Origin of the sequence: Methylocaldum sp. RMAD-M (genome assembly GCF_017832375.1) — a bacterium.
Taxonomy (GTDB): Bacteria; Pseudomonadota; Gammaproteobacteria; order Methylococcales; family Methylococcaceae; genus Methylocaldum.
Map to the genome: position 1 here is coordinate 65,152 of NZ_JAFIBZ010000021.1, position 16,320 is coordinate 81,471.

Annotated in this window: 20 protein-coding genes and 1 tRNA gene; 10 read left to right on the top strand and 11 right to left on the bottom strand. The window is 59.9% G+C overall.

Annotation, left to right across the window (positions count from 1 at the left end; translation table 11 throughout):
• Positions 1–249 precede the first annotated feature (249 nt).
• A complete protein-coding gene (locus JOD69_RS17670; RefSeq protein WP_086132750.1) occupies positions 250–1,044 on the bottom strand; it encodes a DNA/RNA non-specific endonuclease in 795 nt (264 codons plus the stop codon).
• A gap of 238 nt (positions 1,045–1,282) precedes the next feature.
• Between JOD69_RS17670 and JOD69_RS17675 the strand changes: the two genes are divergently transcribed.
• Positions 1,283–1,357, top strand: a tRNA-Val gene (locus tag JOD69_RS17675).
• 192 nt (positions 1,358–1,549) lie between these two features.
• Here the strand turns inward: JOD69_RS17675 and JOD69_RS17680 are convergent.
• The 3 genes from JOD69_RS17680 to JOD69_RS17690 all read right to left on the bottom strand — a co-directional run bounded on the left by JOD69_RS17680 (position 1,550) and on the right by JOD69_RS17690 (position 2,208).
• Positions 1,550–1,744, bottom strand: coding sequence for a hypothetical protein (locus JOD69_RS17680; RefSeq protein WP_139840958.1), 195 nt, complete (start codon positions 1,742–1,744; stop codon positions 1,550–1,552).
• Positions 1,745–1,819: 75 nt separating this feature from the next.
• Entirely contained in the window at positions 1,820–1,981 is a 162-nt protein-coding gene (locus JOD69_RS17685; RefSeq protein WP_156881934.1) for a hypothetical protein, read from the bottom strand.
• 11 nt (positions 1,982–1,992) lie between these two features.
• Entirely contained in the window at positions 1,993–2,208 is a 216-nt protein-coding gene (locus JOD69_RS17690) for a hypothetical protein (protein WP_086132749.1), read from the bottom strand.
• 257 nt (positions 2,209–2,465) lie between these two features.
• Here JOD69_RS17690 and JOD69_RS25110 point away from each other — a divergent pair, with 257 nt between their 5' ends.
• A complete protein-coding gene (locus JOD69_RS25110; protein ID WP_276205406.1) occupies positions 2,466–2,600 on the top strand; it encodes a hypothetical protein in 135 nt (44 codons plus the stop codon).
• Positions 2,601–2,669: 69 nt separating this feature from the next.
• On the opposite strand, the gene JOD69_RS17695 is transcribed toward JOD69_RS25110, so the two are convergent.
• Positions 2,670–3,089 carry a hypothetical protein gene (locus JOD69_RS17695; protein WP_077731396.1) on the bottom strand — a complete coding sequence of 140 codons (420 nt, stop codon included), beginning with the start codon at positions 3,087–3,089 and terminating at the stop codon, positions 2,670–2,672.
• Between the two features lie 205 nt (positions 3,090–3,294).
• Here JOD69_RS17695 and JOD69_RS17700 point away from each other — a divergent pair, with 205 nt between their 5' ends.
• The gene (locus tag JOD69_RS17700; RefSeq protein WP_077731397.1) at positions 3,295–3,519 is read left to right on the top strand and encodes a hypothetical protein; all 225 of its coding nucleotides are present in this window, start codon (positions 3,295–3,297) and stop codon (positions 3,517–3,519) included.
• On the opposite strand, the gene JOD69_RS25115 is transcribed toward JOD69_RS17700, so the two are convergent.
• From JOD69_RS25115 to JOD69_RS17715, 4 genes are all read right to left on the bottom strand, one after another.
• Complete coding sequence (locus JOD69_RS25115) at positions 3,492–3,623, bottom strand: hypothetical protein (RefSeq protein WP_276205407.1); 132 nt, start codon at positions 3,621–3,623, stop codon at positions 3,492–3,494. The two genes, JOD69_RS17700 and JOD69_RS25115, sit on opposite strands and share 28 nt — an antisense overlap.
• Positions 3,624–3,639: 16 nt before the next feature.
• Entirely contained in the window at positions 3,640–3,987 is a 348-nt protein-coding gene (locus tag JOD69_RS17705) for a hypothetical protein (RefSeq protein ID WP_086132748.1), read from the bottom strand.
• A 581-nt stretch (positions 3,988–4,568) separates the two neighbouring features.
• Positions 4,569–4,889: a hypothetical protein gene (locus JOD69_RS17710; RefSeq protein ID WP_086132747.1), complete on the bottom strand. Its 321-nt coding sequence runs from the start codon at positions 4,887–4,889 to the stop codon at positions 4,569–4,571.
• Positions 4,890–4,933: 44 nt separating this feature from the next.
• Positions 4,934–5,545, bottom strand: coding sequence for an HdeD family acid-resistance protein (locus tag JOD69_RS17715; RefSeq protein ID WP_086132746.1), 612 nt, complete (start codon positions 5,543–5,545; stop codon positions 4,934–4,936).
• Between the two features lie 370 nt (positions 5,546–5,915).
• On the opposite strand from JOD69_RS17715, the gene JOD69_RS17720 reads away from it, so the two are divergent.
• The 3 genes from JOD69_RS17720 (at position 5,916) to JOD69_RS17730 (ending at position 7,525) form a co-directional block, all read left to right on the top strand.
• Complete coding sequence (locus JOD69_RS17720; protein WP_086132745.1) at positions 5,916–6,329, top strand: DUF1326 domain-containing protein; 414 nt, start codon at positions 5,916–5,918, stop codon at positions 6,327–6,329.
• A gap of 188 nt (positions 6,330–6,517) precedes the next feature.
• Positions 6,518–7,201 (top strand): protocatechuate 3,4-dioxygenase, encoded by a 684-nt coding sequence (locus JOD69_RS17725; protein ID WP_086132744.1) that lies wholly within the window; start codon positions 6,518–6,520, stop codon positions 7,199–7,201.
• Positions 7,202–7,366: 165 nt separating this feature from the next.
• Positions 7,367–7,525: a hypothetical protein gene (locus JOD69_RS17730; RefSeq protein WP_168183682.1), complete on the top strand. Its 159-nt coding sequence runs from the start codon at positions 7,367–7,369 to the stop codon at positions 7,523–7,525.
• Between the two features lie 111 nt (positions 7,526–7,636).
• On the opposite strand, the gene JOD69_RS17735 is transcribed toward JOD69_RS17730, so the two are convergent.
• A complete protein-coding gene (locus JOD69_RS17735; protein WP_086132743.1) occupies positions 7,637–8,329 on the bottom strand; it encodes a type 1 glutamine amidotransferase domain-containing protein in 693 nt (230 codons plus the stop codon).
• Positions 8,330–8,343: 14 nt separating this feature from the next.
• Complete coding sequence (locus JOD69_RS17740; RefSeq protein WP_086132742.1) at positions 8,344–9,354, bottom strand: NAD(P)-dependent alcohol dehydrogenase; 1,011 nt, start codon at positions 9,352–9,354, stop codon at positions 8,344–8,346.
• Between the two features lie 953 nt (positions 9,355–10,307).
• Here JOD69_RS17740 and JOD69_RS17745 point away from each other — a divergent pair.
• The 4 genes from JOD69_RS17745 (at position 10,308) to JOD69_RS17760 (ending at position 16,128) form a co-directional block, all read left to right on the top strand.
• Positions 10,308–11,141: a DUF5765 domain-containing protein gene (locus JOD69_RS17745; RefSeq protein WP_347258695.1), complete on the top strand. Its 834-nt coding sequence runs from the start codon at positions 10,308–10,310 to the stop codon at positions 11,139–11,141.
• 350 nt (positions 11,142–11,491) lie between these two features.
• A complete protein-coding gene (locus tag JOD69_RS17750) occupies positions 11,492–12,211 on the top strand; it encodes a response regulator (protein WP_086132741.1) in 720 nt (239 codons plus the stop codon).
• 54 nt (positions 12,212–12,265) lie between these two features.
• Positions 12,266–15,091, top strand: a complete 2,826-nt coding sequence (locus JOD69_RS17755; RefSeq protein WP_086132740.1) for an ATP-binding protein — start codon at positions 12,266–12,268, stop codon at positions 15,089–15,091.
• A 119-nt stretch (positions 15,092–15,210) separates the two neighbouring features.
• Positions 15,211–16,128 (top strand): TorF family putative porin, encoded by a 918-nt coding sequence (locus tag JOD69_RS17760; protein ID WP_086132739.1) that lies wholly within the window; start codon positions 15,211–15,213, stop codon positions 16,126–16,128.
• Positions 16,129–16,320: the final 192 nt, after the last annotated feature.

The following is a 16,320-nucleotide window of genomic DNA, read 5'->3' on the forward strand; positions in this document are numbered from 1 at the left end:
GCGTCAATAAAAAGTGAATGGCATAACAATCGGCACACGGCAGGGTGTCGCAAAAGTAAGCCGGGACAACTAAGGAATCCCGGAAATCCATCTGGTGTGCTGGTTCCCAAACTCCCGTTTGGGAACCCGTCTTGAGAAGCTCCTGCTTCTCAGCGCGCGTCCGGTTTCGGGAAGCCAGAGCTTCCCGATATAGCTCCCAAGCGGGAGCATGGGAGCTGACGAAATATAATGAGCCGCACCGTGGACGCCCTACCCCTTGTCGCACCCGATCGGTACTACCCATGACCCTTTCGGCTTCGTGGTCCGTGCGTCGCCGGCAACCGGCAATTTCTCTCGGGTCAGGCGTTCGACATCGGCAACGGTCACGAGATAGCGGTCGAGTTCCTTTTCGACCGCATCCTTCGTGTTCGGCACGATCCACGCGATAGCCCGGCCGTCCCCGCGCACGATCACCTTCCAAAAAGCGTCCGGCGTTTTCACGCCGTGAGATTTCACGAAATAGTCGTCGGCGGGATTGTGTCCCCAGATCACCCCGCCGATCACCAATAGCTCGTCGATATCCCGATAGCACTCGACGATTTCCTCGGTGAGCTTCCATGCACCGCGATTCATCTGGGAAGTCTGCGGCAGGATATTGGTCATGAAGTTGCTCTGCCGGATCGCCACCGCCGAAGCATCGAGATGGTTGGCCGGAACCTGGTGCCCGCGGTCGTAGCCGTGGCCGTAACCCTTCGCGCTGGTTTGCTGGCATTCCTTCGGCACGTAGGGATCAATCTTGAAGTGGTCGGCGCGAGGCTCGCTGCCGTCGTCGCGCTGGGCGTTGTAGCGGAATTTCACCGCGCCGCGCCTCTCGCAGTCGATCCATACCGTGAAGCCTTCGTAGTCGAGGCGGAGCAGGTTTCCTTCGCGGTGAATCTCGGTCGGCGGGACGGCCGTCTTATCGGCGCGCAACGCCGGGTACGCAGGGACGCCGCCACGGGGAACACCGGTACAAGCGGCAAGCACCGCGGAGAAGATCAGGGGCAGTAAAGCAAGACGTCTCATGGCTCGGAACAAAAAAGCGCGGAGTCTATCAAAACCGCGTGGAACGATCGAACCTTCTTGGAAAGGGCCGTTAAGGAAGCTCCGAACAAGCGGATTCCGTTCATGCCCCTTCGACTCGGCTCAGGACAGGCCTGTCGAAGGACTTAATCAGAGCTTCTTTAACGGCTTAGACACGCCCTACCGGGCATTGACAGCCGCGGCGAAAATTGTGATCTTTTCAAGGAACCGATCGACCGGCGGGCGGTTAGCTCAGCGGGAGAGCACTGCCTTCACACGGCAGGGGTCGCAGGTTCGAACCCTGCACCGCCCACCATAGATTCAATAACTTAGATCAGATTCCCGGTACTCGGCAGGGGTGAGCACTCAAAAAGTACTCAAATCCACTTCTAAAGACCCCTGCTTCCCAGGCTCCAAAAATGCCACGGTGACGACCATTTGATTTCGCCACGGCAACAAAAAACCCGGCCGCTTTCGCGAACCGGGTTGTCGCTCGAAGGTTTCCCGTTCAGGATCGGCAAGCGGCAAGCTCCCGCTCAGAATCCCGGAGTTCCTTAATCAGTTCGCCGGCCTTTTGGACTCGCTGCGCGATGTCGCGGATTACGTAATAAAGTCCGCTAATCGCTGGCGCGTACTCGATTAAAGCGGGGTTACCCCAGGCGCCGATGATTCGATCAATCGTCGGCGGGTTTTGGCGTATCACGCAAAAGCTCTTTTATGCTCTCCAGGAAATCAGCGGATTCCAACAACCTGTTTCGCGCCACTCCAACGATTTCCGCTAGCCCGTGCCCCTTTCAACGTCTGGCAAATCCATGGTTCGCTCAGCCTCAGCGTGTGCAACATAATCGTCTATTGCAGCACCGACAACGGCCAGCATGGTACTTGTCATGACCAGCGTGTGCGCCACGGCTTGGCATTCGGATTTGAGCGATGCTTTCATGAGTTCCCCCTTCAATCTGATCCCACCGGTTCGAATATCAGCTTTTCGGCCCGCTCGATCCGGGAATCGACTTCATCGAGCAGCTTGTTTGCTCCGAAAACCGTTGTCTGCGTCCAGCCGTCGGACGCTGCAACTGCCGATCGCAACAAATCGAGCATGGCCCGCGCCTCTTCCAGCGCATCAGCCGTGCTTGCGGGGTCGTGGGTGGTGTGGGATTCGTTTGACATGGTGAATTGCTCCAGTTGAACGAGCGCCACCAGAATGAGGGTGGCACGGCCTCAACTACAGCACACAGACTGCTCGGCTTATTCGTCCGGTTTCCCGGCTTATCTCACCGTATCGACCGCACCATAAATCGGTGCTCGCCTTTCGCAAGGCGCAAAAAAACCGCAAGGCTTACGGGTTCGGGGTCCGCTTTCTGTTTAGTAGTGCGTCCAGCAGACGCCGGGCGGGTCGGGGGAGTCAAGGTCCGCTGAAAAGACCTTTGAAATCAACAAACGTCGGTAAGATCGGCGGTCGCATCGAGCATCCACCCGAGCTGCGCCGCGAAAAGCGCGCGCCACGCTTTGCGGTCCACTCCTACGAGCATGCGCGGGCGATGATGACTCAGGACATGTAGGACCTATACGACGTATAGGTCCTAGTTCACTGTTCCGTCAAGAAGTTGATGGTCAGCTCGGACCGCTGGTTAATCCGACTTCCAGGTGATCTGCGTGATGGCGTTCATGTCCTCGAATTTGTCGTCGTGGCACGACGGGGTCGAACTCGTCAGCGACAACGTGTGCGTGTCCTGCGACGTGACGAAGCTCATGTGGAGACTCCCTGACCCCATTCCCTTTGGCCCCTGGCCGAAGACATAAATGGCCGACTTGCGGGCGATCCCGTCGAAGTACTGGTAAACGATCGACATGACACACGCCCCGTTGTTGCCAACGATGATCTGGGAAAGGTCGGTGGTGCCGTTGATCGACACCTGTGAGCCGTTGGGGTCGCCCAACGGCAGATTGCCGTAGGCCGTGCCCGACGTTTTCCCCGCGTCACTTGTGGTGAACTCGTACACCTGCGTGTTGATGGAACCACATCCTGTCGGATTGGTGTTGCTGCTCATGGTCATTCTCCTTTTCTTTTTCATAGATCCCGCCCGTCACCTTAGCCGGGCTACCGCTTGCAATTTATCACCCAACGGAGGGAGCGGTCCTTTCAGCCTAGGCCAGAATCGGTGGAATGCAAGGTTCGGCACGGTTGAATGATTCCGTGACAGAATCAAATGGTCGGGATAGACTGATTCCGTCACGAAATCACAAGGTACGAACATGACACGCGGAGGGAAGCGGTCCGGCGCCGGCCGGAAACGGAAATGGAACTGCGAGACGGTCACCATGCGGGTGCCGGCGCATTTGGTCGGCGAGATTCAGGCATTCATCGAGCAGCGCATGGGTGAAGCTCACAAGGGGCCCGACAACCCGCCCGCACCCGAACCGCTGGAACTGTGGCAGGGCGATAAACGATGTCAGGCGGCCACGTCCGGCGGCAGATGACGAATGAATTTCTCGAACAGCGCATCCCAATCGGTGGGCGGCGGCTCGACGTTTTGCAACGACCGCGCGGCCTCCAGGCGCGCCAAGCGCTGTCTTAGGTTCATCGATGAATTCCTCCCGTCATGCCCGCCCCAACGCCAGGTCCAATTCGGGCGGCGAGAGATTGAGCTTTTCGCGCATTGTCTTATCGCTGTCGCCGGCTGCACTCAGGGCAGTCACTTTTTCAACGAGTTCGCAATGCGCTTTCTCTTCCGGAAGATCGATCACACGATTTGCAGCAAACCCCACGGCCTGAGCAAGCGGGGTCAGTTCGTCGGTCAACTGCTTCAGCACCCGAGGCATGGCATCTATGATCGCCGCCAGTTCAAGCCGGCGCACGACAAGGCTTTGCAGGTCGATTTCGTCACCGGCCTTGATCGCCGCATAGACGGCGCCTTCAACTTGCGTCAAGGTCGGCTTGGCACGCATCGAGGAACGAAACCGCTCGTTTGAGAATGGCGTCGTGTTCCTGACGCGCCTTCATTGCTTCTTCGTGCCTGGCTTCGGCTTCGGCGATACGCTCATCAAATTTGTGGTCGGTGATTTTTAAACCTCGTTTTGGTCATAAGCCTCTGTACAGGCGCTTGAGAATCTCAAGGGCCCGAGTCAGATACCTAAGTGATGAATCGGGATTTGGATTGATCGTATTGGCTTAACCATGACACGCATGACGACGGGCGGTGGAAGGTTGCGAGTGGTTATGCCGTGGATAACTGATGGCCGGTACATGCCGGCCACTGCGCTGACTTTTGGAGACCAGACATTGGCCAGCTCATGCCGCTTGGTGAGCGGCTTGTAAACACCGATAGCACCTAACAGGATGGTGAAAAACTCCCCGATCTTTCCCCTTACCCCTCCCCGGAAGGCTTTTTTCGGGCGGGAAATCGGGTTTTCCGCCGGTCTGTCCGGCCTTTCTGCCCCCGAGCCAGGGCTTTTCCGCCCCCTTCGTCCGCTTCTGGGCAGACTTCGGGCGCCCCCCGCCTCAGGCAGGCGCTGCCCGCGCCTCGGATCTAAAGCTCCCTATTGCGCGGCCTATCGATATGTTCCATCGGTGCCAATTCAATTCGATCGGCAGTGACGTGGCAATGCGGCGCGCCATTGGCAATGTTGTAACTGTTGCGGTGATGGAAGGGGCGAAAGCTGTCTGCGCGCTCCGACACATCGGGCATGACTTTCTCGATTTTCCAGCCGAATTCGGTATCCGTGACGCCGTAATGCTCTCGGTATATCCAGGCACCGCATTCGTCCTTGCGCCATTGGGTGGCGTCGTGATCCTGCATGACGCGACCTTTCTCCCAGATGGTTTGAATGGTGTCCTCATCAAAAGTCATTTGTGGCCTCTATCAGGAAGGGGGTTTCTCTGTCATCAGGTGGTTCAGGCTAGGCGCTCCGTGCACCGCATCGGCCAGAGCCGATGCGGTAAGCCATCGGTCAGCGACAGCCAAAGCAACATCCAGCCGGAAAACATCAGGTCGATGCCCACTAAAAGGCCCAATAACCAAATGGCAGCGGCCGGCCATTGGGCAATGACCAGGAGCCCGAGCAGCATCGAGAGGACTCCTCCGGCGAGCGGCAAACCCCAATGTTCCAAGGGGCGCAGCCGGAGCGCTTGGGCGATACGAAAAGCGCCGTTGGCCAGAAAGAGTATCGCGATCAGGAATGTGATCGACGGGATGCCGCTCATGGGGAACAAGATCAGTAACTGGCCGACCGCAAGGGTGAGCAGACCACTTAAGAGTGACGGCCAAAAGCCGACCCGGTGTCGCAGGCGAAAGGCATGGAGGCCCTGCCCGATGCCGGAGAAGACCAGAATCCAGGCGATCGTCAGTTCCGTCGCCAGAGTGGCGACGAACGGAAAGAAGATCGCAGCCACGCCTAGAAGGATCAACCGATGCCAAGTACGAGAACCCCCCTTCCAATGTTCCCGCACACCATCCATTCCCGCGCGCGAAGCAGTCGAAGAGGACCGTAAGGATGAGAGGCGCATAAGATATGTCCTTATATCGAAATATCGAAGCCCATTTATGGACAATGACGATCTGGAATCGTTTTTGTTCAAATTGTGTCTATTCCCGGTTGCTACGAGCTCCGTGGAGCTGGCTGGCTCGCCTCACCGGCGTCCACATGCAGCGGTGGGGACGAAAGGACAGGCGGCTTGGGAAGCCCAGCGGCATTTTGGTGTTATGAGCGCCAAGTTGACTATCCGACTAGGCTTGAAATCACGGCACTGAGAAGAAAGAGAACAAGCCCGCAGAGGATAGAGTCCAAACGCTTATCTAAGGCTCCGGCGGGCAGTGGCTCAACGCCGGGCGGTCCGGCTGACGGGCTATCTACGAGATCAAAGGAGGCGTATCGAAATGACGGAGATTCCAAACTGGTGGATGAAGGGTGATTGGTTCGACGCCTGTAGCTGCAACGTTCCCTGTCCTTGTACCTTCGCCCAGGCGCCGACGGGTAACCACTGCGAAGGCATCATGGCTTACCACATCCGTGAAGGTGCCTTCGGAAGCGTCCGGCTCGACGACCTCGCTTACTGGCGGGCCGAGATTCCCGTGCGGGTGAAGGCATTTGCCGAGGCGCTCTCGGGTCCGACCACGCCCGCTGGCGCTAGGGTGCAGCTCCACAATGCGCCCGGGTCGGAGGTGGGCCCCGGCCAGATCGCCACCTGGGCGCGGGCCTCGGATAACGAAGTGGACGCCTTCGGCTTTAGATGGAACTGGGCCGGCCAGTCGAGCAAGCATATTCCCTTCGACTGGACCGGCCCTGTCTAGCTCCCTCTTCCGGTCCCCTCGGACTCCTCCGCACCCCAGCCAGCCGGCGCAGCGTGGGAACGAGAGGACGAGACGTCGCAATCCGTTTCTCTTCCCCATCTCGCTGAACTCGGAGTCTTCCGGTGAACGCCGCGGGTGATGACCCGGTCCAAAACCTAAGCAATCGATCTTTCCTAAGGCGGCGATTCATGAGAGCCGAACATCCAAGCCTAGCCCGCCGGCTGTTGCTGCAATGCCTTGCCTTGACTGCCGGAATGTTTACCGTAGGCGGCGCGTTTGCCGCGGAACCGACTCGAACGCCGCGGCAAACCCAGGGTCCTTTTTATCCGAACCGGCTCCCGCCGGACACCGACAACGACCTTCTGATCGTGAACGACTCCGTCACGCCGGCAGCCGGGGACGTGACGCATCTCACGGGACGGATTCTCGGCCCGGCCGGAGAGCCCGTTCCCAATGCCATCGTCGAAATCTGGCAGGTGGATCATCAGGGCATTTACTTGCACACCGCGAGTCCCAATCGTGAACGGCGCGACGAGAATTTCCAGGGCTTCGGGCGATGCCTGACCGGTCCAGGCGGCGAGTACTACTTCCGCACCATCAAACCCGTGCCTTATGCCGCCGGCGTCCAGCGCACGCCGCACATTCACGTCATCGTCAACAAAGGCGGGCAGCGGATGCTGACCACGCAGCTGTACGTCAAGGGCCATCCGTTGAATGAACAGGACTTCGTTCTCAAAGGCATCCGGGACAAGGCGGCTCGCGAATCGGTCCTGGTCGATTTCACGCCGGCCGCCGATTCGCGGATCGGGGGACTGACAGCACGTTTTGACATCGTGATCGGGAAAACTCCGGAAGCCCCCTTGGAAGACTAGCAGGGCGTCGGCAAAGGATTGCCGACCTACCCCGGCTTCTTTCTCCTCTTCTTTTGGCCGTATGTCGCTCGGCCAAAACAAATGTCAAAAAAAGCGTGCCGGATCGGGCTCTTTTCGAATTGGCGCAAGTCAAAGGGGAAGGGCTAACCCTTTCGGAGACTTTTTATGCCTAAGGATAACCCAACCAATAGTTACGAAGACTTTCTGCTGAACGAACTCGCGGGACTGAGCGGACTCGACGACGAAGAGATACGGGAGATTTTGAAGAAGATCGAGGAAGAGAAGGCTGAACACGAGAACGACGCCGCCGAGAAGAGACATTAAGCCGCTTTGTCGAGAGAAAACCCTGAAAAGCGGCCGTGGGCCTAAAAGGCGGAATACAAAAGCCCGGAACCGATTCCGGGCTTTTTCTTGGGCGAATCACGCCCCCACCGCTCAGCCGTGCGTCGTCGCTTTGAATTGCCTCAACAGCGCTCGCGCGGCACCTTCCGATGAGGCCGGGTTCTGTCCGGTAATCAAATGGCCGTCGGTCACCACATGTGATTTCCAGTTCTCGGCTTTCGAATAGTTGCCGCCATTTTCGCGCAACATGTCTTCCACCAGGAACGGAACCACCTCGGTAAGCCCGATTTCTTCCTCCTCGGTATTGGCGAAGCCGGTGACCGACTTTCCTCTCACCAGGGGAGATCCGTCCGCGGTCTTTGCATGGCGGAACACGCCCGGTCCGTGGCACACCGCGGCCACGGGTTTGCCGGCCGCGTACACGGCTTCGATCAATGCGATGGAATCCGAATCTTCGGCGAGATCCCACATGGGGCCGTGGCCGCCGGGATAGAACACGGCATCGTAATCGGCATCCGAGACTAGCGACAGCTTGACGGTGTGGGCTAGCGCGACTTTCGCGGCCGGGTCCTGGTTGAAGCGCATGATCGACTCGGTTTGCGCATCCGGATGAAAGCTTTTGGGGTCCACCGGCGGCTGCCCGCCCTCGGGCGAAGCCAGAGTAATGTCTGCGCCGGCATCGCTGAAGACGTAGTACGGCGCGGCGAATTCTTCCAGCCAGAATCCGGTTCTCTCGCCCGTCGTGCCGAGCCTATCGTGCGAGGTCAATACCATCAGGATGTTCATCGTCGTTTCTCCATTCAGCTTACGGCCAAGGCGATCTTGCCGAAGTGGGCGCCCCGCTCCATGTGGCGAAGGGCATCGGGCAACTCGCCGAACCGAAACACGCGGTCCACCACGGGCCGCATCCGGTGCTGCGCGATGGCCTCGTTCATGGCCTCGAACATCGCTCGACTGCCGACGAAGATGCCTTGCACGCACACGTTCTTCATCAGAATGGGCGTGGGATCGACCTGGCCGCCGCCGGACAGAACGCCGATCAGGCTGATACGCCCGCCCATGCGCACGGCTCGGAGCGATTGGCCGAGGGTGCCGGCGCCGCCGACCTCGACGACATGATCGACGCCAACGCCGTCGGTGAGTTCGCGCACGACATGGCCCCATTCGGGCGTGTTCTTGTAGTTGATGCCTTCCAAAGCGCCGAGATCGAGCGCTCGCGCAAGTTTTTCGTCACTGCTGGACGTGGCGATCACTCGCGCTCCGGACAGCTTCGCGAACTGCAACGCGAATAATGAGACGCCGCCGGTGCCCAACGTCAGCACCGTATCCCCCGCCTTGACCCGGCCCGAGGCGACCAGCGCATGCCAGGCGGTCACTGCGGCACAAGGCAAGGTTGCGGCCTCTTCGTCCGTGAGATGGTCCGGAACCGGAACGACGCCTTCCGCGTCGAGCACGACGTACTCCGCCGCCATGCCGGTATCACCGCCGCCCAGCGCGCTCTTGGTTTTCTCTTCGGTCAATTCGCCGTCCAGCCACTTGGGCATGAAGATGCCCGCGACCCGCTCCCCCGGCTTTAGGCGCGATACGCCCGGGCCGACGTCGACCACCTCGCCGACGCCGTCCGAGAGCGGCGTCATCGGCAAACGGAGATTCGGGTTATAGCTTCCGTTGACCAGCATCAGGTCGCGGTAGTTGAGCGACCACGCCCTCATTTTCAGAAGCACCTGCCCCGCGGCGGGCCGAGGCATCGGCCGCTCGACAAGAGCCAATGAATCGATGCCGAAGCCGCCTTGCAGTTCGTAGACCTTCATGAGTCGTCTCCTGATTCAAACTATACCCTGGTGTTATTCCAAATCGCCTTCAATCCGGAATTCATTGTCGTAGGGTGGGTTAGGCGCACATCAGCACTGACCGACCGCCGATCACTGCCCTTCGCGTGCGCCGTAACCCGCCGAGCGGCCTTCCATCGGTGGGTTAGGCGGAGCCTGTCCCGAGCGGAGACTAAAGCATTTTCATATCTACTGTACGGGCACTCGCGAGTAGGTCGGGAATCCTTCCCAATCGCAAACGGTCATCCGGGGAGCGCCCGAATGACCCTTCCAATCGCAAACGGCGTCTTCGGGAGCGCCGAAGCCCCCCTTCCCGACGCCACGTCCCGGCCGAGCGTCTTCGTCGGAAGGGTCGCGACTAAAGCGACCGTTTGCGATTGGGAAAGGATTGCCGACCTACGAATGCTTGAATCCATTCACCCGAGCCGAAGGCGCCAACGACGTCCGCCAAACTGGTTTTGCCGTACGAGCGCGATGAAAACGCTCTAGGGGCTAACCCGCCATCGATGGGTTTCGCTTCGCTCTACCCATCCTACGATGAATGTTCACTCGAATGCCGAACGGAATTAGGATCTAGGGTCGGTGTCCCCGCCCCGGCCGAATCCGATCTTATCCGGTTCGCGCGAGCACATCTCTTAATGGTCTGACCACGGTTTTGGCCGAGTGTCAGCAACACTGGCGACAATCAGAGAGTCGGGCCTTCCCGTCGACTCATTCGGCCCCCCCCGATCAACGGACGCGCTGCGCCGCAATATCACAAACTATTGACATCAACGGGAAGAACCGTACATTCGCTTTCCGCGGCGTCAACATAGATGATCCGGTCGACAGAATGCGCGAAATCCTGTTGGCGTATCGTTTTGGTGTTCACTTTCAAGCTTTTGAATCAAGTTTGGGGGGATCTCCTCATGTGTTGGAGCGGCGAAGCTTCGGCCATGTTAGCGACAGGCGGTTTTGCGACGGCAAGCTACTTGGCCTACAAAGGGGAAACACGGGAACTGTGGTTGCCCCTGACTTATTTTGCCTGCATGGAATTGTTGCAGGCCGCGACCTACGTATACATCGATCAGTGCGATACCCCGCAGAACCAGCTGCTGACCTGGCTGGGTTATCTGCACATCACGTTTCAACCCTTCTTCGTCAACATGGTCGCGCTGTACTTCATTCCTGCCCCGGTGAAGCGGCGAATCGGCGGGATGGTCTATTCGTTGTGCGGACTCGCCAGCGCGGCGATGCTGCTCAAGATGTATCCCTTTTCCTGGGCGAGAACCTGCATCCGAGGATACGAGGGATTTTGCGGGCCCGAGGTGTGTTCCCTGTCCGGCGACTGGCACATAGCCTGGCAGCTTCCTCTTAACGGCCTGATGTCGATTTATCCCGATAACCTCATCCCGTTTCAGTTCGGCCTGCACGGTTTTTCCTATTTCGCAGTGAGTTTTTTTCTGCCTTTCCTTTACGGATCATGGCGATTCGTCTCTCTTCATCTCGTCGTGGGTCCTTTGCTGGCCGACATTCTGACGCGCCATCCCAACGAACATGCCGCCGTGTGGTGTCTGCTGTCCATCGCCTTGTGCGTCTCCGTGATCAAGACGCCGCTGCGCCGCCTGCTGCGCGTGGAGCGATGGCCCGGATACCGGCTGTGTATGGAAAAGCCCTCTGCTGAAAACCGCGACACCCTCGACACGGCTTCGGCCTCGAACGGCGAGAGGACCGGTCCACTCCTTTTACGCAGGGAAAAAATAACTGACCGGAACCAACGGGTGGCTTAACCTTTGGCATTCACACTAGCCGACCAACTTCAGTGACACCAGTATCTTTCCGATCGATCATTGATATCGCTTGTCGGCTTATGAGCTAACATGAGCGGATTTGATGCGACACGCTCTATTAATCCGGCTTCTAAATCAGGCCGGGTTAATCCGGGGCCGGGATGCCCCGGCGCGGCGACAAGCGGCGTGAGCCCAGACCGGGCGTGTACCGCGGCCTGGGCTGCGGCCCTAAATACCGAGAGGGTATTTAGGGCCTGATTAATAATTTATTGTTGCGAACGCTCGGTGCTGGCACAGTTCAGCCGATGGTCGAGCTCCGTCGAATCTGGGGGGTAAGCGGAGTTGAAAATATGAATGCCAATATTTTGGTCGTGGACGATGAGCCATGCATTCGCGAGATGCTTGCCGAGTATCTCGGCAAGCACGGGTTTCGGGTTTGGCAGGCCGAGTCGGCCCTGAAGGCGCGCGAAGTTCTCCGAAGGGAAGCCATCGATCTCGCGGTATTGGACATCACGATGCCGGGCGAAGACGGGCTCAGCCTTGCCCGCCATATTCGGGAAAACCGGACGACGGCGGTGATCATGCTCACTGCTGCCGATTCGGTAACGGATCGAGTCGTCGGCCTTGAAATCGGGGCCGACGACTACCTCGCCAAACCGTGCGATCCCCGCGAGCTCTTGGCACGGATCAAAAGCGTCCTCCGACGCACCATAACTTCGGCGGCGGAACCGGATCAGGCCATAGCAGCAAGACCGGCGCAGCTCTTGCGGTTCGGCTGCTGCGAACTCGACCTGGAAAGCCATCGCCTGCTGAACGAGAGCGGCCGGGAACTGCCGATCACCAACGGGGAGTTCGACCTGTTGAAGGTGTTCGCAACCCATCCCAATAGAGTGCTGTCGCGCGATCAGATCCTCGATCTGACCCAGCGGCGGTCGTGGGACCCGTTCGACCGCAGCGTCGACATTTGCGTGACGCGGGTGCGCAAGAAGATAGAACCGAATCCGGAGCATCCGCGCTTCATCAAAACGGTTCGAGGCGTGGGTTACCGTTTCGTTCCCGACGGCGAATGATTCGACCGGCCATTCCCGTTCAACTCCGGCACTCCAGCGACATCAATCGACATCATGGGCATCTCCACATCGCTTACTCGGGCTACGCTGTACCGGATCGCCGCCGGGGTGACAGCCATCATCGCCCTGTCCACGGCGGTCACATACCACTTGCTGTACCGGGAAATCGAGCAGAGCGCTCTGGCGCGGCTGACCGACTACGGCGTCCAGCGGGCGCGCTATCACGAATCCCATTTCGCGTTTCTCAAGGGATTGCACGAGGTCGTGCGCCGGGATTTCGTGGAACGCTATTCCGCACCGCCCTCCCCCGATTTCGAACATCGGTTCGATGAGCTGATGAGCCGGTATCCGGACGGCGCGATGCGCAACAGCGAGAAGTTCTCCGACGTGGAACGTTATTCCACCGGCTGGATCCATCGCCGGGTGCAGCCCGATACGGAGTTCAAGCGACGCTGGATGCTGTTTTTCGATCTGTCCGAAAAATATAAGGGAACCTTCACCAGTCAATTCGCCAACTTCTACTTCATGCATCCCAGCCAACCCTCCGACATGGGCTACGACGATCCCGAACGCTCAGGACACGTGCGCTGGGCCTACGACACGCCGGCGGACTATGCGCTGGATCAACGCGAGTATTTTTATCTGGCCGATGCGGCGCACAATCCCGAGCGCAAAACGGTTTGGGGAGGCACCTACTATGAGCCGGCCTATAAGAAGATTCTGGTGCCGGGGGTAACCCCCGTGTACGTGGGCGGCGAGCATATCGCCAACATCGGCACCGATGAGATTCTCGACGAACTGGAGGCCAGCATTCGCCAGTCGGACATTGCCGGCGCCACCCATACCGTGTTCCGCGGCGACGGACGGCTGATCATCGATCCGTCATACATGGTCCAGATCTCGGAAAGCTTCGAAGGATTCAACATTCGCGACGCCCAGGACCCGCGGCTGAACGCGCTCTTGCGCTTGGCGACGGAGAGCGCGGGGCTGCCGCGTTCCGGCTTGGCCCCTGAAATCGACGAATACTACGCGATCAGCCGATTGCCCAGCACCGGCTGGTATTTCGCCTCGACCCTGCCGGGCGCCTTGGTCCGCGCCCAGGCGTTTCGCTCGGCGCAATGGGTGTTCTGGAGCGGCATCTCGTCACTCGCGTTTCTGCTCCTGATTTTGACCGCGATTTTGCGCCGCCAAATCGCCCAGCCCCTGAACCGGCTGCTCGCTGCCACCCGCAGCGTGGCTTCCGGGCAGGCGCCCGTCGCGAACCTGGGCGGGCGGGAAAATCCGCGCAACGAAATTGGTCAACTGGCCAATGCGTTCAATCACATGGTGGCTAAGGTCTCGGAGCGGGACATCGCGGTGCGCCGGGAAAAGGAGCGCTTTCGCGCCCTGATCGAGCATGCCGCCGACATCATCAGCGTGGTCGATGCCGAGGGCATCATCCGTTACGTGAGCCCCTCGGTCGCCGCGGTGTTGAATCTTCCCCCGGCGCATTACGTCGGCAGGAGCATCTTCGAGATCGTGCACCCGGAGGACGCCGCGGGAGTGGAACACGCGTATCGGGCCGCGATCGAGAACCCCGGCGCCCCCATCGAGCGCCTCGAATACCGGGTCCGGCATGCCAACGGCGAGTGGCGGGTGTTCGAAGCCACGGGCACCAATCAGCTCGACAATCCCTCGGTGGAAGGAATAGTCGTCAATGCCCGCGACATCACCGAGGCCGTCAAGGCGGAAGCCGAGATCGCCCGTCAGCGCGACACGCTCTATCAGCGGGAAAAGCTCGCGGCGATGGGTTCGCTCCTGGCCGGGGTGGCGCATGAACTCAACAATCCCCTCTCCATCGTGGTGGGGCGGGCCATCATGCTGGAGGAAGAGGCAGGAAACGAAACCACGGTGGCGGCCGCCGGGAAAATCCGCGCCGCCGCCGAGCGCTGCGCCCGCATCGTCAAGACGTTTCTCGCGATGGCCCGCCAGCACACGCCGCAGCACACGGCGGTTCGGCTCAACCGGGTTATCGAGGATTCCCTGGAAATCCTGAGCTATAGCCTGCGCACAGGCGGCGTCGAGGTCGTCACCGACCTGGCGAAGGACCTGCCGGAGATCGCCGCCGATGCCGACCAGCTGCACCAGGTGTTCATCAACCTCCTCATCAACGCGCAGCAGGCCCTGGCCGACCAGCCCGAGCCCCGCCGCCTGTGGATCCGCTCGGGCCACGACCCGGCGGCGAACGCCCTGTGGGTGGAGGTGGCGGACAACGGTCCCGGCATCCCGGAAGCCATTCGCTCGCGGATCTTCGATCCCTACTTCACCACCAAGCCGGTCGGCAGCGGCACCGGGGTGGGCTTGGCGGTCAGTCTCGGCATCGTCGAAGCCCATGGCGGGAGCCTGAGCGCCACCTGTCCGCCCGCGGGCGGGGCGGTGTTCACCGTGCGGCTGCCGGTGCAGGCGGCGGATGCGGTCGAAGCCGACACGGCGGCGCCGGAGCCGCCGGAGAGCGGACGCGGACGCATCCTGATCGTCGACGACGAACCGGAGGTGAGCGCTTTGCTGGCGGACATCCTGGCGAGCGACCGGCACGGCGTCGACGTCGCGGCGAGCGGTCGGGAGGCCTTGCGCCTGCTGGGCAATAACGGCGGGTATGCGGCGATTCTGAGCGATCTCCGGATGCCGGAGATGGACGGCCCGGCGCTGTACCGGGAGATCGAGCGGCGCTGGCCGGAACTGGCGCGGAAGGTCATTTTCGTCACCGGCGACAGCTTGAGCCCCAACGTGCAGGTATTCCTGGACGCCGCCCGCTGTCCGGTCATCGAAAAACCCTTCGTGCCGAAGGACGTGCGTCAGAAGGTCGCGCAGGTGGAGAACGGCGGAGGCACGATCCGATAAGAACCGATCCCGATAGGCTCTCGAAACCCTTCGGTGAGCCACGGGGCGAGCGGCCTGCGATCTCGGGCAACCGACGACCGGCTCGACCCGCTCGATCCAAAAAAACAAGAAGACATCCGATGCTTCATTCGATTTCCCCCTATCCGGAAATGCGCCTGGCGTGTCTTGCTGTTCTCGGACTGCTGCCGGCGCTGTCGGCGGTCGCAGGCGACCTTCCCTCCGGCACGCCCCCGCTCTACAACCTGAGTGCCCATGTCGATCTGGTGTCCAGTTACGTCGTTCGCGGCTTTACCACGACTTACTTCAACGGAGAGCCTTTGGGCAACGCGTCCGCCGACGCGCCGGAATCCGAAGATCCGGTCTTGCAATGGGGCGCCGATTTGAAATTCGCTTCCGGATGGTATCTGGGCTACTTCGGCTCCATGATCAACTATTCCTACCTGCGCCTGGGCCAGGCCTACTCGAACCGGAGCGTCAGCGTATTCGACGACGAGAAATCGATAGAGCACGATATTTACGGCGGCTATCAACTGCCGCTGGGCGAGTTCACGATCACAGCGGGATTGACCGGGTATCTTTACACCAACAGCCGCCACGCCGAGACCCTGGAAAGCAGGGTCGGCATCGGGTACGGCGACTTCAGCCTGTTTTCGCAAACCCTGATGAACGATTCCCTTCTGGGCAACGCGGGCGACACCTACTGGACTCTCAACTATCGCCGGGTTCTGCCCTGGAATCTGAACTTCAACGCCACCCTCGGCTGGTTCAGCTTCCGCCGCGAAGGGAAGTTTTACGGGACGCGGGACACCTATTTGAAGACCGATTGCCCTCCGGACAGCGCCATGAACGTGACCGGCTGCTATCCGGGCAAATTGCCCGTCAGCAATACCTTCGGCCACGTGATTCTGCAATTGAGTTACCTGGTTCCCAATCTGCCGGTGTCCCTGGGCGTGACGGGCATCTTGGGCGGATACAACCGCTTCGGCGTTGCGCAGGAGAACGATATCATCGGGTCGATCAGTCTGTACTACGAATGAATCAATCCGAGGCGGTTTCGATTTCCGCTGGCCTATCGAAGCCGCCGTCTGTTTAGAGCGTTTTTCATCCCGGCGTACGGCTTCGTGTCGGGCGGGAAGAACGTAGATACCGTCTTAGAAATCACGATGCAAGCCCATGATTGGGATCGAACGGTCGGCCGGACTTAAGGACGCCGTAGGCCAGGACGAGGA

Excerpts from the sequence above, each read along its gene's own strand:
- JOD69_RS17725 (WP_086132744.1), top strand. The coding sequence starts at position 6,518 with ATGAGAGCCGAACATCCAAGCCTAGCCCGCCGGCTGTTGCTGCAATGC.
- JOD69_RS17745 (WP_347258695.1), top strand. The coding sequence starts at position 10,308 with ATGTTAGCGACAGGCGGTTTTGCGACGGCAAGCTACTTGGCCTACAAA.
- JOD69_RS17750 (WP_086132741.1), top strand. The coding sequence starts at position 11,492 with ATGAATGCCAATATTTTGGTCGTGGACGATGAGCCATGCATTCGCGAG.
- JOD69_RS17755 (WP_086132740.1), top strand. The coding sequence starts at position 12,266 with ATGGGCATCTCCACATCGCTTACTCGGGCTACGCTGTACCGGATCGCC.
- JOD69_RS17760 (WP_086132739.1), top strand. The coding sequence starts at position 15,211 with ATGCTTCATTCGATTTCCCCCTATCCGGAAATGCGCCTGGCGTGTCTT.
- JOD69_RS17740 (WP_086132742.1), bottom strand. The coding sequence starts at position 9,354 with ATGAAGGTCTACGAACTGCAAGGCGGCTTCGGCATCGATTCATTGGCT.
- JOD69_RS17670 (WP_086132750.1), bottom strand. The coding sequence starts at position 1,044 with ATGAGACGTCTTGCTTTACTGCCCCTGATCTTCTCCGCGGTGCTTGCC.
- JOD69_RS17720 (WP_086132745.1), top strand. The coding sequence starts at position 5,916 with ATGACGGAGATTCCAAACTGGTGGATGAAGGGTGATTGGTTCGACGCC.
- JOD69_RS17685 (WP_156881934.1), bottom strand. The coding sequence starts at position 1,981 with ATGAAAGCATCGCTCAAATCCGAATGCCAAGCCGTGGCGCACACGCTG.
- JOD69_RS17710 (WP_086132747.1), bottom strand. The coding sequence starts at position 4,889 with ATGACTTTTGATGAGGACACCATTCAAACCATCTGGGAGAAAGGTCGC.
- JOD69_RS17735 (WP_086132743.1), bottom strand. The coding sequence starts at position 8,329 with ATGAACATCCTGATGGTATTGACCTCGCACGATAGGCTCGGCACGACG.
- JOD69_RS17730 (WP_168183682.1), top strand. The coding sequence starts at position 7,367 with ATGCCTAAGGATAACCCAACCAATAGTTACGAAGACTTTCTGCTGAAC.
- JOD69_RS25115 (WP_276205407.1), bottom strand. The coding sequence starts at position 3,623 with ATGAACCTAAGACAGCGCTTGGCGCGCCTGGAGGCCGCGCGGTCGTTG.
- JOD69_RS17700 (WP_077731397.1), top strand. The coding sequence starts at position 3,295 with ATGACACGCGGAGGGAAGCGGTCCGGCGCCGGCCGGAAACGGAAATGG.
- JOD69_RS17705 (WP_086132748.1), bottom strand. The coding sequence starts at position 3,987 with ATGCGTGCCAAGCCGACCTTGACGCAAGTTGAAGGCGCCGTCTATGCG.
- JOD69_RS17690 (WP_086132749.1), bottom strand. The coding sequence starts at position 2,208 with ATGTCAAACGAATCCCACACCACCCACGACCCCGCAAGCACGGCTGAT.
- JOD69_RS17695 (WP_077731396.1), bottom strand. The coding sequence starts at position 3,089 with ATGAGCAGCAACACCAATCCGACAGGATGTGGTTCCATCAACACGCAG.
- JOD69_RS17715 (WP_086132746.1), bottom strand. The coding sequence starts at position 5,545 with ATGCGCCTCTCATCCTTACGGTCCTCTTCGACTGCTTCGCGCGCGGGA.